This is a genomic window from Buttiauxella ferragutiae (assembly GCF_022637515.1).
Classification (GTDB): domain Bacteria; phylum Pseudomonadota; class Gammaproteobacteria; order Enterobacterales; family Enterobacteriaceae; genus Buttiauxella; species Buttiauxella ferragutiae.
This window is the reverse complement of sequence record NZ_CP093332.1, coordinates 43524-57114: the sequence shown is the minus strand read 5'-3', so window position 1 is coordinate 57114 and position 13591 is coordinate 43524. Positions and strand designations below refer to the sequence as shown.

14 protein-coding genes are annotated in these 13591 nt (G+C 50.2%); 7 read left to right on the top strand and 7 right to left on the bottom strand.

Annotation, left to right across the window (positions count from 1 at the left end; all coding sequences use genetic code 11):
- Positions 1-11 precede the first annotated feature (11 nt).
- The 4 genes from dsdA (at position 12) to MNO13_RS00270 (ending at position 2899) form a co-directional block, all read left to right on the top strand.
- Entirely contained in the window at positions 12-1340 is a 1329-nt protein-coding gene (gene dsdA, locus MNO13_RS00285; protein ID WP_241939403.1) for a D-serine ammonia-lyase, read from the top strand.
- 234 nt (positions 1341-1574) lie between these two features.
- Positions 1575-2018, top strand: a complete 444-nt coding sequence (locus tag MNO13_RS00280; protein ID WP_064542104.1) for a preprotein translocase subunit SecG — start codon at positions 1575-1577, stop codon at positions 2016-2018.
- A gap of 13 nt (positions 2019-2031) precedes the next feature.
- Positions 2032-2730 carry an SPASM domain-containing protein gene (locus MNO13_RS00275; protein ID WP_241939402.1) on the top strand — a complete coding sequence of 233 codons (699 nt, stop codon included), beginning with the start codon at positions 2032-2034 and terminating at the stop codon, positions 2728-2730.
- Between the two features lies 1 nt (position 2731).
- Positions 2732-2899, top strand: a complete 168-nt coding sequence (locus MNO13_RS00270) for a hypothetical protein (protein WP_241939401.1) — start codon at positions 2732-2734, stop codon at positions 2897-2899.
- Here MNO13_RS00270 and MNO13_RS00265 read toward each other — a convergent pair.
- A complete protein-coding gene (locus MNO13_RS00265) occupies positions 2878-4200 on the bottom strand; it encodes a 6-phospho-alpha-glucosidase (protein WP_241939400.1) in 1323 nt (440 codons plus the stop codon). The genes MNO13_RS00270 and MNO13_RS00265 overlap by 22 nt on opposite strands.
- Positions 4197-5819: an alpha-glucoside-specific PTS transporter subunit IIBC gene (locus tag MNO13_RS00260; RefSeq protein WP_241939399.1), complete on the bottom strand. Its 1623-nt coding sequence runs from the start codon at positions 5817-5819 to the stop codon at positions 4197-4199. Before MNO13_RS00260 ends, MNO13_RS00265 begins: the two co-directional genes overlap by 4 nt.
- A 308-nt stretch (positions 5820-6127) precedes the next feature.
- Between MNO13_RS00260 and MNO13_RS00255 the strand changes: the two genes are divergently transcribed.
- Entirely contained in the window at positions 6128-6841 is a 714-nt protein-coding gene (locus MNO13_RS00255; protein WP_064542093.1) for a GntR family transcriptional regulator, read from the top strand.
- A 7-nt stretch (positions 6842-6848) separates the two neighbouring features.
- On the opposite strand, the gene MNO13_RS00250 is transcribed toward MNO13_RS00255, so the two are convergent.
- The 3 genes from MNO13_RS00250 to ibpA all read right to left on the bottom strand — a co-directional run bounded on the left by MNO13_RS00250 (position 6849) and on the right by ibpA (position 9578).
- The gene (locus MNO13_RS00250; RefSeq protein WP_064542090.1) at positions 6849-8504 is read right to left on the bottom strand and encodes a putative transporter; all 1656 of its coding nucleotides are present in this window, start codon (positions 8502-8504) and stop codon (positions 6849-6851) included.
- A 124-nt stretch (positions 8505-8628) separates the two neighbouring features.
- Positions 8629-9057, bottom strand: a complete 429-nt coding sequence (gene ibpB / locus MNO13_RS00245) for a small heat shock chaperone IbpB (RefSeq protein ID WP_064542087.1) — start codon at positions 9055-9057, stop codon at positions 8629-8631.
- Positions 9058-9164: 107 nt separating this feature from the next.
- Positions 9165-9578: a small heat shock chaperone IbpA gene (ibpA, locus tag MNO13_RS00240; protein ID WP_064542084.1), complete on the bottom strand. Its 414-nt coding sequence runs from the start codon at positions 9576-9578 to the stop codon at positions 9165-9167.
- Between the two features lie 310 nt (positions 9579-9888).
- Here ibpA and MNO13_RS00235 point away from each other — a divergent pair, with 310 nt between their 5' ends.
- A complete protein-coding gene (locus MNO13_RS00235; RefSeq protein ID WP_121814658.1) occupies positions 9889-10209 on the top strand; it encodes a YceK/YidQ family lipoprotein in 321 nt (106 codons plus the stop codon).
- Here MNO13_RS00235 and MNO13_RS00230 read toward each other — a convergent pair whose 3' ends face one another.
- Entirely contained in the window at positions 10210-11475 is a 1266-nt protein-coding gene (locus tag MNO13_RS00230) for a YidR family protein (RefSeq protein ID WP_241939398.1), read from the bottom strand.
- Positions 11476-11584: 109 nt separating this feature from the next.
- On the opposite strand from MNO13_RS00230, the gene cbrA reads away from it, so the two are divergent.
- Entirely contained in the window at positions 11585-12676 is a 1092-nt protein-coding gene (cbrA, locus tag MNO13_RS00225; protein ID WP_241939397.1) for a colicin M resistance lipid reductase CbrA, read from the top strand.
- Positions 12677-12758: 82 nt separating this feature from the next.
- Here the strand turns inward: cbrA and yidA are convergent, their stop codons facing one another.
- Entirely contained in the window at positions 12759-13577 is an 819-nt protein-coding gene (gene yidA / locus MNO13_RS00220) for a sugar-phosphatase (protein WP_241939396.1), read from the bottom strand.
- Positions 13578-13591 lie beyond the last annotated feature (14 nt).

Below are 13591 nucleotides of genomic sequence, written 5' to 3'. Positions count from 1 at the left end.
GAGATTGTCTTATGAAAAACGCTGAAATAAACACATTGATTCAAGAGTTTCCGCTGGTTCGCGATCTGATTGATTTGCAAGAAACCTGTTGGTTTAACCCGGAAACCACAACGCTCGCTGAGGGCTTACCTTACGTAGGTTTGACCAGCGAAGATGTGCAAGATGCTCATGCTCGCCTGACACGTTTCGCACCTTATCTGGCACAGGCGTTTCCTGAAACAGCCGCCACTAACGGTATTATCGAGTCAGAGCTGGTGGCCATTCCGGCAATGCAAAAGCGTCTGGAAAAAGAGTTTAAGCAAGAAATCGCGGGGCAATTACTGCTGAAAAAAGACAGCCATCTGCCTATTTCTGGTTCGATTAAAGCGCGTGGCGGGATTTATGAAGTACTGACCCATGCCGAAAAGCTGGCAATCGAAGCCGGTTTACTGACCACTGAAGATGACTATCGCAAGCTGCTGACACCTGAATTTAAAGACTTCTTTAGCCAGTACAGCATTGCAGTAGGTTCCACCGGCAACCTGGGTTTATCCATCGGCATCATGAGCGCACGCATTGGTTTTAATGTCACGGTGCATATGTCTGCCGATGCCCGCGCCTGGAAAAAAGCCAAACTGCGCAGCCATGGCGTTACAGTCGTTGAGTATGAGCAAGATTACGGTGTCGCCGTTGAACAGGGCCGTAAAGCCGCCGAATCCGACCCGAATTGTTTCTTTATCGACGACGAAAACTCCCGTACCTTGTTCCTTGGCTATTCGGTTGCAGGTCAGCGTCTGAAAGACCAGTTTGCCCAGCAGGGGCGTGTTGTTGATGAACAACATCCGTTGTTTGTATACCTACCGTGTGGCGTCGGTGGTGGTCCTGGTGGAGTGGCATTTGGCCTGAAAATGGCGTTTGGCGACAACGTTCACTGCCTGTTTGCTGAGCCAACTCATTCACCTTGCATGCTGCTGGGTGTTTACACCGGGCTGCATGATGAGATTTCAGTGCAAGATTTGGGCATTGATAATGTTACCGCAGCCGACGGCCTGGCGGTTGGACGGGCATCCGGGTTTGTTGGGCGCGCGATGCAAAGGCTGCTCGATGGTTTCTATACTCTTGAAGACCAGACCATGTATACGCTGCTCGGCTGGCTGGCAGAGGAAGAGAGCATTCGCCTCGAGCCTTCCGCGCTGGCAGGTATGCCAGGCCCACTGCACGTCAGTGCAGACACCGCTTACCATAAAATGCATGGCTTCAGCGCTGAACAACTGCAAAACGCCACGCATATCGTTTGGGCGACTGGCGGCGGTATGGTGCCAGAAGCTGAGATGGCGCAGTATTTGGCGAAAGCGAAATAATAAGCCCGCCCTCACCCTCACCCTAACCCTCTCCCTGAGGGTTAGGGGACTACTCGGTTTTCTCCCTCTCCCTTAGGGAGAGGGCCGGGGTGAGGGTGATCCATACTCAACAAAACTTATTCCCCGCCCCTCAAATTCAGAATAAAACCTCAACAACATCGGAATATAAAAGAGTAAGATCTGGCAGCGTAAACAACTTTAATATTCATAACGTGAATATTAAAAGGAGCACCAATGCAAATTAAAGGGAATTTGTTCAGTTTTATCGGTCTGCTATTTGGAGCCCTGGCTTTGCTACTGGCGCTGTTCCATTTTTGGGCTGGCCCATTCACGCCCCATGCCACACTTGAAACCCTGGTCGCCGGAAAGATTACCTCGGTGAGAGAAGCTGCTATATCAGCACTGATGGGCAACCCCGTGCAGGAAGTCAAAGCGGCAAAAACATGGAACATTGATACCATTTTGACAGTATCCACCTCAATGTTGGCCGTTGTCGCAATAGTGCTGGGTGTTATCGCAGGGTTCTATAAAGAAAACCGTTGGGGAGTGCGGGCTGCACTGTTTTTCGGATTGGGCGTCCTGACATTTCAAATCGCCATGTTTTGGCTTTCTGTATTGCTGGTAGTGCTCTTGATTGTGATGCTAGCTTCCGCCCTCACAGGGAATTTGTCATTTTAGGCCATCTAATAATATGAATATATTGACTCTCCCCGGCCCCGATTTTTTAAAATTCTATTTGTGCTTTATTATTTTTATTTGTCTTGCAACCACCTGGTTGTTTAAGAAAATAGATGAGGAAAAAAGAATACCCATATCTCTTGATGGCGATCTTGACCCCTATTTCGCCGCATGGCTCAAAAAAAGAGAGGAAGGGATTCTTCAGGTTGCCATTGGCCCTCTTATAGATAACGAATACTTAATCAAAGAAAAAGAAGGGCTTTGGGTGCATAACCCTGAACACAGCAAAGAAAAATTGCCAAAAAAAAGTCTCGAAGCAAGAATCCTCAACCATTTCTCTACTGCCAGGTCATTCTCGTCTGCTCTTCATTTGGTTAAAAATTTTAATCGTGAATATCATAAAGAGGCGCAAAAGAAACGTCTGGTTCTGACACACTCACAAATATTACACCGCCGCAGAATGCCGGATAAAACGGTTTATCCCTGTAGACGGCTGCCAATTGAGGTCGGGAATTTAGCGTCAACTTCTCTGATGAAGATTTATCAGCATTCCCCTCTTCTGCGTAAACTTCGTGCTTTTGAAGGGCCAGAAGCGTGCCAGCAATGCCTGTTTAAGTCACCGTGCCGTGGAGGATTACGTTGCCTGTCTTTCGCAACAACGGGCGACCCTTTCACCGCCGATCCAGGGTGCCCAATTCCCCAGATGTTGTAGGGTGGATAAGCGATTGCGCCATCCACCGTTTACACCAGTTTTGTCGGATGGCGCTATCGCTTATCCGACCTACGAAGAGGCTTGTCATCAGTCTCCAGTCGGCCTGAAACCCAGGCCGACTGCCATATTGCAAACCGTGGAAAAAACCTATTTCAACTCAGGCCAGTAATCTTTGTTCGCCTCAATCAAATCATCCAAAATCGCTTTGGCCACCGAAGCACTTGGCACCGTTTTAGAAAGCGTAATCGCCTGCCACAACTTCACGTAAGAGCCTTCTTCCCACGCCTCTACTACCAGTTTTTCAACCGCAACCTGCTGGCTCATCAACCCTTTCTGGAACTGTGGAATATTGCCGACTACCAACGGTTCCGGCCCACTTTTTCCGACCAGGCAAGGGATTTCAACCATCGCTTCCGGGTCAAAGTTATTGATTGCCCCATTGTTTGGCACAATCAGCAGCATGCGTTCCTGGGTGTTAAAAGCTATGGCCGCCGCCAGATCGACGATGTACGAGGCATGTTCGTCAATCTCCAGTTCCCCTGCTGATGATTTCCCAGACTGAATGATGGCATTACAGGAACCAAACACATGTTTTTCACGGTGTTCCATCACTTCATTGGCGCGGGTGTGTGCTGGATTGGAGTGCTTAACCACGTAATCCGGGAACAGATAGTATTTCAGGTAAGTATTCGGGAAGGTGCTCGGGTCCAAAGCCCATACGTCTTTTGCTTTAGAGAATGTGTCGTTCCAGCTGGCTTCTGTCCCATGTTCATCTGATGGCGGAACATAACCAAATTTAGCGACGTGTTCGCGGATCTTTGGCATTAAATCATTACCATTCTGGTCCTCGATAGATGTCCACCAGCCAAAGTGGTTGAGGCCGTAATAGCGTACGCGCATCTCTTTACGATCTTTCAGGCCAGCGATTTGCGCCATACGGCTTTCAATGCCGATGGGCATATCGCAAATGTTGAGAATCTTTGCGTTCGGGCGCAGTTTACGCGTGGCTTCAGCCACAATCGCTGCCGGGTTGGAATAGTTAAGCATCCAGGCGTTTGGCGAATATTTTTCCATGAAATCAACCAGCTCTAATACCCCACCGATGGAGCGCATGCCGTAGGCAATCCCGCCTGGGCCGCAGGTTTCCTGGCCCAGAACGCCGTGACGTAGTGGGATCTTCTCGTCTTGTTCACGCATCGGGTATTTGCCCACGCGGATATGCGCCATCACGAAATCCACATCGGTAAAGGCTTCTTTCGGGTCGGTGGTGTAGCTGAACTCAATTTCAGGAGCCTGCTCTTTGAGGATAACTTTGCACGCTTCGGCGATGGTTTCCTGACGCGCGCCATCGTTGTCATAGAATTTCAGGGCGCGCAGCGGGAAGCGGTGCTGGTTTGCCAGTAACATCAATACGATACCAGGAGTGAATGTGCTGCCGCCACCGGCTACAACTACAGAGAATTTTTTCATGATACTGCCTCCGTCATGGATTTAAGTTCGGTCAAAGAAGTGTCTTTCATCAGGGTTTCAAGTTGGTCTCGGACTTGCGGGACATGCAGGCCCACAATCACCTGAATACCGTTGCCGCGTCGCACCACACCGTGGGCGCCCAGCGCTTTAAAAATGTCGTCGCTTTGCGTCTGCGCCATATCCGCAAGGGTGATGCGTAAGCGAGTCGCACAGTTATTGACGCTAAGAATGTTGCCAGTACCGCCCAGCGCTTCGAGGATGCCAGCAGCCTGACCTTGTTTGGTTTCTTTGGTGGCAGCAGCCGTTGCCTGACTGCGGGATGCCTGGTAATCCGCTTTGCTGTACAGCTTGATCTCACTCTCTTCACGGCCTGGCGTTTTCAGGTTGAAGCGCAAGATTAGGGTGCGGAACACCACAAAGTAGATGCAGGTGAAGGCCAGACCGATACCAATCTGGATAAACATCATCGACGCGTGATTGTGGAACATCGGTATCCAGTTTTGCGGCAGGAACTGGTCGAGAAGCCCGCCACCCATGTTGCCCACCACGCCACACATGTACATTACGGTCGCCATCGTTGCGGCGAGAAATGCATGCACTGCAAATAAAACCGGCGAGATAAACAGGAAGGTAAATTCAAGTGGTTCAGTGATGCCCACCAGCATCGCGGTGAGTGTTGCAGGTATCAGCAAGCCTGCGACTTTCACGCGGTTTTCGGGTGCAGAAGTGGCGTACAGCGCGAGTGCAATTCCCAGGCAACCAAATATCTTGGAGTTACCGTGCAGTGCAAATCCTCCTTCCGGGAACAGCGTTTTCAGCGGCAGCGTGCTCTGGCTGAACTCCTGTAAATGCTGCGCCCAGTAAACCTGGATGCCACCTTCCACGACCGCCGGGCCAAAGATGAATGGACCGTAGATGAAGTGATGCAGGCCGGTTGGAATCAGAATGCGTTCCAGGAACGTATACACCCAGACGCCAAGCGAGCCGGCGCTGCGCAAAAATTCCTGAAGTGATTCAATGCCCATTTGCACTTTTGGCCAGCCAAACAGGGTAATCCAGGCGCAAGGGATCATGGCGAAGAAAGCAACAATCACGACGAATGAGCTGCCCTGGAAGATGCCGAGAAAAACAGGGAGTTGTTTTTCGAAATAGCGGTTGTGGATAGCCGTGACAAACCCGGAGATAACAATCGCGCCGATGATGCTGGTATCAAGCGTTTTGATCCCGGCAATCATAGTTAGTCCGGATCCCGCCACCGGATCGGCGTTGAAATCGACACCGAAATAATGGCCCCAGGTCATCCCCATGGCGTTGATGAAGTAGTTCCAGGTCATAAAGCTCACCAGCACCGCTAAGCAAGCACGGCCCTGCGCTTGCTTAGCGAGGCCAATAGGTAAGCCGACAGCAAAAATCAGCGGCATATTACGGAATACCGTCCAGCCACCTTCTTCAATAATGTGAACAATTTGCGCGAATAAGTTATCGGGTGCGGTGAGCGCTTCGCCGACGAACATCGGATTGCGCAACATAATGGCGATGCCTACGACAATCCCGGCGAACGGAAACAACAAAACCGGGGTAAACATTGCGCCACCAAAACGTTGTATTTGACTGAGCATTTTTAAATCCTCACGTAACAACCTGTAGGGTAAATGGCCTTATTTTTTAACGCTGGTTTTAACGCTGGCCTGAGACTGAGAGTAGGGAGACGCAGGTGACTTATCGTTGCCCGTCGCACCGATTCGTGATCGCTTTCATAGTTTTTATTTGGTGTAAGTTGTCTACTTTTTGATTAATAACTAGACACGGTGATTTTTCCTTTCTAATTCATTAGGTGAATGCGAAATTAAAATCATTTAAATCATATAATTGATTAATGGAACGAGGGTTTATTAAGCCCAGCGTGAAGCCATTAAGAGGTCTACAGGTGATCTACAAATCTATCGCTGACAGGTTACGAATCCGGCTTAATTCAGCGGATTACAATATTGGCAGCCCATTGCCATCTGAAAAGCGTCTGGCGAGCGAGTTCGGCGTATCACGAATGACTTTACGCAAGGCTATCGATTTACTGGTGAGCTGGGGGTTAGTTGTGCGCCGCCACGGCAGCGGCACCTACGTGGCGAATAAAGATGTTCACCACGAAACCAGCAACCTGACGGGTTTTATCGAGGTAATGCGCAACCAGGGCAAAGAGGTGATAAGCAATGTGCTGGAGTTTCTGATAATGCCCGCACCACCCGCCATCGCCAGTCAGTTGCGCATTAATATTGATGAACGGATCTATTTCTCGCGCCGGGTGCGCTCAGTAGATGGCAAACCGCTGATGGTAGAAGACAGCTATATGCCGTTGAAATTATTTCGTAATTTGTCCGTTGCACATCTGGAAGGGTCTAAATTCAGTTATATCGAGGATGAATGCCACATCATCGTGTGTGGCAACTACGAAAGCCTGACGCCGGTGCTGGCAGACAGGCAGATGGCAAAATTGCTCAATATCGACGAGCTAACACCAATTCTGCGCATCACATCGCTGTCATATAGCGACAGCGGCGAGTATGTGAATTACTCGGTGATGTTCCGTAACGCCAGCGAATACCAGGTGGATTACCATTTACGGCGGGTGCATTTACCCGCCTGATCGTGCATCACATCCAGAACAGCACCGCCAGAAGCTGCGGTGTGATAATGCGCAAGAACATCACCAACGGATAAACGGTGGCGTAAGAGAGTGCTGCAGCGCCACTGGTGGCATGTAAACCGTTAGCGAAAGCCAGCGCAGGCGGGTCGGTCATCGAACCGGCCAACATGCCGCACAGCGTAAGATAATTCATTTTGGCGAGCAATCTGGCGATGAGCGCCGTCACCAGCAACGGAATGCCGGTAATCAGAATGCCATAGCCAATCCAGCTGACACCGTCGCCATGCAGCAACGTCGTGACGAAATCCCCCCCTGATTTCAAGCCGACTACCGCAAGGAACAACACAATTCCCAGCTCGCGCAGCGCGAGGTTGGCACTCGGTGGCATAAACCAATACAACGTGCCGATACTGCCAATACGCCCAAGAATAATCGCCATGATGAGTGGCCCGCCCGCGAGACCCAGGCGCAGTGCAACAGGGAAGCCAGGAATGAATAGCGGGATAGAACCCAGCAGCACGCCAAGCCCAATGCCAATAAACACCGGCAGCATTTGTACTTGCTGGAGTTTTTGCTGCGCGTTGCCCACTTGTGCAGCCACCGCTTCTATTGATTCAGGACGACCAACCAAATTGAGGATATCGCCAAATTGCAGGCTGACATTGCTGCCAGCAACCAGCTCGATACCCGCGCGATTCAGGCGTGAAATCACCACGTCGTACTTCTGCTTTAGGTGCAGATCGCGGATTTTTTTGCCGAGGACTTTCTCGTTGGTCACCACCACGCGCTCCACTCGCAGGTCGGTCCCGTGCGTAGAAAGCGAGGTGTCCACTTGCGTACCGATAACCAGCAGTGCGGAGTGCAGATCCTTTTCCTGCCCAACCAGGTGCAATAAATCTCCGCTTTGAATCACTGTACCAGGCGCTGGCACCATCAGTAATTCACCGCGTTTCAGGCGCGAACAAATAATGGTGTCACTGTTGAGGACCGGCACATCCTGAATAGGCAAGCCGTTAAGATTGGGGTTGGCGACACAGATATTCATGGTCTGGAGTTGAGCATGACTTTGCCCGGTACTGGTTTCAAAGTGCTGCGCTTCTTGATCGACATTGACGCGAAATATCATTCGAATCAGCCACATGGTCATCAGGATGCCGCAAATGCCGAACGGATACGCCATCGCGTAACTCATCCCCATTTTATCAACCAATTCCGCAGGGGTACCTAGGTCGGTCAGGATTTGCTGCCCCGCGCCCAGTGCAGGGGTATTGGTCACGGCCCCCGAGAAAATACCTAACACCACGGGCAGCGGGACATCGAAGATTTTGTAGATGAGCGCAGTTACCAGCCCGCCGATCACCACAATAAGCAGCGCGAAGAGATTGAGTCGCAAGCCCGACACGCGCAAAGAAGAGAAGAACCCCGGTCCGACTTGAATCCCAATGGTGTAGACGAACAGGATCAGGCCAAACTCCTGGATAATATGGAGCATGTCACTATTCAGGTCTATCCCGACCTTATTAACAAAGTGGCCGACAATAATCCCGCCGAATAGCACACCGCCGATGCCAAATCCGATCCCGCGAATTTTGATGTTACCAATCCACAAGCCGATGACGGCGACCAATGCCAACATACTGACTGTTAACGCTATTCCACTCATCGAAGAATTCCCTGTGAATAACATCGTTGTTATCAGGGATTCTGGCAGAGAGACAGCGGCGTTACTGGGGTGCAGAGCACAAAAAAGGCCCCATAAAATGGGGCCTTGAACGCAGTTGATGCGATTAGCTATTTAACGCCGGGCGCTCACTGATAGCGATGCGTTTCGGTGCAACCTCTTCAGGAATTTCACGTACCAGATCGATGTGCAACAGACCGTTGGTAAATGTCGCACCGGATACTTTCATGTATTCCGCAAGGGTGAAGCTCAGGCTAAATGGCTGAGTCACCAACCCTTGATGCAGCCAGGTCGTTTCTTTCTCTGGTTTGACTGGCGTCCCTTTGACATTCAGACGCGTGCCTTCCAGTTCAATCTCAAGATCTTCCTGGCGGAAACCGGCTAATGCCAGGGTTATCCGATAGTGGTTATCATCGCCTTTCTCAATGTTGTAAGGCGGGAATGTCTGCCCTTCGCTGCTGGTTTGTAAGGCATTAGCCAGTTTGTCAAAACCGATCCATTGACGCAGCAGAGGTGATAAATCGTAGTTACGCATGAGTATTCTCCTTCTTTGAAGCGAGTTAAATCTTCGGCTCCCTGACGGCAAGCCTAAGTTTGGGTACGACTTTTGAGTTGGGCCGCACAATACGGCGACCCGCGAAATTAATTGATTTCGATACGGCGCGGTTTCATCGCTTCCGGAATCACACGTTCCAGGTCGATATACAGCAGGCCATTTACCAGGTTAGCACCACGGATGTGGATGTTTTCAGCTAACTGGAATTTACGTTCGAAGTTGCGCTCAGCAATCCCCTGATAGAGATAAGTGCGCTCTGGTTGTGCATCTGTATGCGCGCCTTTTACAACGAGCAGGTTATCCTGGGCAGTTATATCCAGTTCGCTTTCTGCAAAACCGGCAACAGCAATGGCAATGCGATAGTTGTTTTCGTCAACTAATTCAACATTGTATGGAGGATAGCCGCCGTTGCTCTGGCTTTGGTTGTTTTCCAGCAGATTAAACAGACGGTCAAAACCAATAGCAGAACGATAAAGCGGGGATAAATCGAAATTACGCATAAATTAACACTCCTGATTATCAGCGAGACTCTAATATTGCCTTCCATCATGGACAGGCTTAGGTTACTGAGTACCCTTACGGCGTACTCTTAACTGGCTACGTTAATAAAATCGGTCCTGTTTCACGCTTTTCAAGGGTGCATTGGGAAATTTTTTGCGCCTTCCGGTGTCTATACATAGACTGTGTGTGGAGTAAACAGGATTAATCTGCGATAGCTGCCACAGAGTGGCAAACACATTATTTTTATTCTCAGCCTGGATGATATAACCCAGTGCAGCCAGGCCCCTGGAAGACGAAAATTTAACAGTGATGATGAAAACTAATATTCAGGCAATAATTCTGGGCAGCGGGATACTTACCGCCAGTGGATGCTCAAGTGTTATGACCCACACCGGTGGGCAAGAAGGGACTTATTCCGGGACACGAGCAAGTTACGCAATGCTGACCGACAGCAACACCAGTTGGGGCTACAAACCTTTTGTCGCACTCGATATGCCGTTTACGGCGGTGGCGGATACGGTGCTGATACCATGGGATATGTACCGTACCGACAAATCGCTGAAATCAAAGGTAGAAGAGAGCGAAGATCAGAATTTGGCCACCAATTCGGTGATCCCGCCCGTTCAGTAATTACACGCCTGTTTCCGTCATAAATAACTGACGGAATCCAGCGACGTTCTGCATCCAGGCAATGTGTTTTCCCTCTGGCGAAAACACGACGGCATCCGCCGATGGTGCATCGCAGCCTGCCTGCGTCAGCGCCGTGATTGCTCCAGTGCTTACATCACACAAAACAATCTGATTGTTCTGCACAAAACCCACTATTTTCCCAGCCGGATGCCAGTTAAACGCCGACTGAATATCGTCTTTTCCCTGCGTAACCTGGCGTGGTTCACCGCCATTTGGCGAGAGCACATACATTTGCACCACACCCGAATCGTCACGCATCAAAAACGCCAGCAAACTGCCATCCGGGCTGCTGCGCACCCAATGACGGGGCTGAGTAGCTAAACCGGGATAACGGCGCTGCTGAGTAAAGGTGAGCCGCCGTTGCTGCACTTGCGCAGGCGGTGCGGGTAAGGTGGTTGGCGTTCCTTCGATAGGCTCAGCGCCAGCCTCGAAGTACGCCTCTTTGTTCTCGGGTAAATCGACGATAAACAGTTCGGGCACTTTGTTGCCGCTTTCTGAAAGCGTATCGCCGATAAACGCCAGCGCCCAGCGCTGTTGGCTTCCATCTGCTTTACGGTAACCGTTATTGCCGACCCAGCCTTCTTCATAGGCGCGATTTATGTCGTCACTGCCAGCCTGTGGCGTTGGTGTCGTGCGGCTGACCAGCACACAATAATGGCTGCCGTCATATTCACGGGGATGTTGTTTCGTGGGTTTCACCGGGCCGAAAGGCAGCGCGATGCCGACGTTACGCAAATCTTGCGCCGCATCATATTCATGCATGACATGGTCGTTATAAGTGAAGCTCAGGCGCGAACCGTCATGGCTCCAGACGTGAACATGGCTGCCGCCCCGTAGCGCACCGGGTGTAAACGGCGGAGTGATATCCATCGCATCAAGATTGCTTGCAGTACCATTTTCAACCACTACACCGCGGCGGTGATGAAAATCGTACTGCCAGTTTGCATCCGGATTTTCCGGGCCGTGAATAAAAACATAACGTTCCGGACGTTGCGGATTCACCGTCACCACCCCGACATGCGCACCTTGTGAAGCTCGATACACGACCTCTACTTCACCCGTTTGGACATTTACGCGCTCAATGGTTTCACTGGTAAACGAGGCTCCTGAAGGGCGCACATCAAACACCAAATATTGGCTATCTGGCGTCCAGACGTTGGTATTGGTGAGCTGGTGATGACGAGGTGCAAAAGTGAGTTGTTTCATGTTGTTATCCAGGCGATGACGTCGAGGAAGCAGGAGTACAGCAAAACTTCACGCTGACTTCATATTCGTTTTCTACAGTACCGTTTATTCTCTCCCTGAGGCAAAGACAATGGAACATTTCGACGTAGCAATTATCGGGTTAGGGCCAGCAGGCTCGGCGCTGGCACGGCAATTAGCCGGGTCGAAGCGTGTGATTGCGCTGGATAAAAAACGCCAGCACGGCACTGATGGATTCACCAAACCCTGCGGTGGACTTCTGGCTCCGGATGCCCAACGTTCGTTTATTCGTGACGGTATAACCCTGCCAGTCGAGGTTATCGCCAACCCGCAAATTTTTAGCGTCAAGACGGTAGATGTGGAGACATCACTCACTCGTAACTACCAGCGTAGCTATATCAACATCAATCGCCACGCATTTGATTTATGGATGAAATCGCTTATTCCTGATGACGTCGTGGTTCACCATGACAGTCTGTGCCAGAAAATCTGGCGTGAAGAAGGCAAATGGCAGGTGATTTTTCACAGCGATGGCCAAAAACAGCAAGTTACCGCTGATTATCTGGTCGGTGCCGACGGGGCTAATTCTCTGGTTCGTCGTCACCTGTATCCTGATCATCAGATTCGCAAATACGTCGCCATTCAGCAGTGGTTTGTAGAACAGCACCCCGCGCCGTTTTACTCATGTATTTTTGATAATGACGTAACGGATTGTTATTCCTGGAGTATCAGTAAAGACGGCTATTTTATCTTTGGTGGCGCATACCCAATGAAAGATGGACAGCAATGCTTTGAAAAACTGAAAGAAAAGATGGCAGCATTCCATTTCCGATTCGGAGAAAAGGTAAAAAGTGAAAAATGCACCGTACTCTTTCCTTCGCGATGGGCGGATTTTATTTGCGGGAAAGAAAATGCGTTTTTGATTGGCGAGGCGGCGGGCTTTATCAGCGCAAGTTCGCTGGAAGGTATTAGCTATGCGCTGGACAGTGCCGAGATCCTTAATTCAGTGCTGATGAAAACAACGGTCAATCCCAACGATGTGTACTGGCGCGCCACACGGAAACTACGCATTAAACTCTACAGCAAAATTATCAAAAGCCGATGCTTAACGGCTCCGGGGTTAAGAAAATTACTGATGCAGAGCAATGTCGCACATATCCCGCAGAATCGCATCACTACGGTATGCAGGCCGGCAGAGCAGTAATGATGCCGGTAATGTCGGATGTCGCTGCGCTAATCCGACCTACGAAAATGATAAGTATCAGTTGGCTACCGGGGCTAAGAGATTACTGGACGTTCAATACAAACTTCTCAATCGCGTATGCAACGCCATCTTCAAGGTTAGATTTAGTGACGAAGTTACTGACTTCTTTCACCTTATCGATAGCATTTTCCATTGCAACCCCCATCCCGGCATATTCCAGCATCGCAATGTCATTTTCCTGGTCGCCCAGCGTCATCACTTCTTCTTGTTTGATGCCGAGTGTTTCAGCCAGCGCTTTCACGCCAGTACCTTTGTTGACACTCTTATCGAGGATTTCGAGGAAGTATGGCGAGCTTTTCAGCAGCGTATAGCGCTCGTGGACCTCGGCTGGAATTTTAGCGATCGCTTTGTCGAGAATGGCTGGCTCATCGATCATCATCACTTTCAGATAGGCGCCGTTTTTATCCATATTTTCTGGCTCGCTGAACACCAGTGGGATATTAGCGATAAAGGATTCATGAACGGTGTAGTAGCTGATGTCGCGGTTGGCGGTGTACAGCGTGTACCGGTCCAGCGCGTGGAAGTGGGAACCGACATCACGAGAAAGCTGTTCCAAATAACGGTAATCGTCGTAGTTCAGCGCCGTTTGCGCCACGGTGCTGCCATCGCTTGCTTTCTGAACCAGAGCGCCGTTGTAGGTGATGCAGTAATCGTTCGGCTTATCCATATGCAGTTCTTTGAGATAGCTCTCAACACCTGCAAAAGGGCGTCCGGTACACAAAACAACGTTAACACCACGTTCGCGCGCACTGGCGATAGCGGCTTTAACGGCTGGAGAAATGGTGTGGTCTGGCAGCAACAATGTGCCGTCCATATCAATAGCAATGAGTTTTATAGGCATAGGATTTTCTGAGG

Coding starts and splice junctions, on each gene's coding strand:
- MNO13_RS00280 (WP_064542104.1), top strand. CDS start 1,575: ATGCAAATTAAAGGGAATTTGTTCAGTTTTATCGGTCTGCTATTTGGA.
- MNO13_RS00230 (WP_241939398.1), bottom strand. CDS start 11,475: ATGAAACAACTCACTTTTGCACCTCGTCATCACCAGCTCACCAATACC.
- ibpA (WP_064542084.1), bottom strand. CDS start 9,578: ATGCGTAATTTCGATTTATCCCCGCTTTATCGTTCTGCTATTGGTTTT.
- MNO13_RS00260 (WP_241939399.1), bottom strand. CDS start 5,819: ATGCTCAGTCAAATACAACGTTTTGGTGGCGCAATGTTTACCCCGGTT.
- dsdA (WP_241939403.1), top strand. CDS start 12: ATGAAAAACGCTGAAATAAACACATTGATTCAAGAGTTTCCGCTGGTT.
- ibpB (WP_064542087.1), bottom strand. CDS start 9,057: ATGCGTAACTACGATTTATCACCTCTGCTGCGTCAATGGATCGGTTTT.
- MNO13_RS00265 (WP_241939400.1), bottom strand. CDS start 4,200: ATGAAAAAATTCTCTGTAGTTGTAGCCGGTGGCGGCAGCACATTCACT.
- MNO13_RS00275 (WP_241939402.1), top strand. CDS start 2,032: ATGAATATATTGACTCTCCCCGGCCCCGATTTTTTAAAATTCTATTTG.
- MNO13_RS00250 (WP_064542090.1), bottom strand. CDS start 8,504: ATGAGTGGAATAGCGTTAACAGTCAGTATGTTGGCATTGGTCGCCGTC.
- yidA (WP_241939396.1), bottom strand. CDS start 13,577: ATGCCTATAAAACTCATTGCTATTGATATGGACGGCACATTGTTGCTG.
- MNO13_RS00235 (WP_121814658.1), top strand. CDS start 9,889: ATGATGAAAACTAATATTCAGGCAATAATTCTGGGCAGCGGGATACTT.
- cbrA (WP_241939397.1), top strand. CDS start 11,585: ATGGAACATTTCGACGTAGCAATTATCGGGTTAGGGCCAGCAGGCTCG.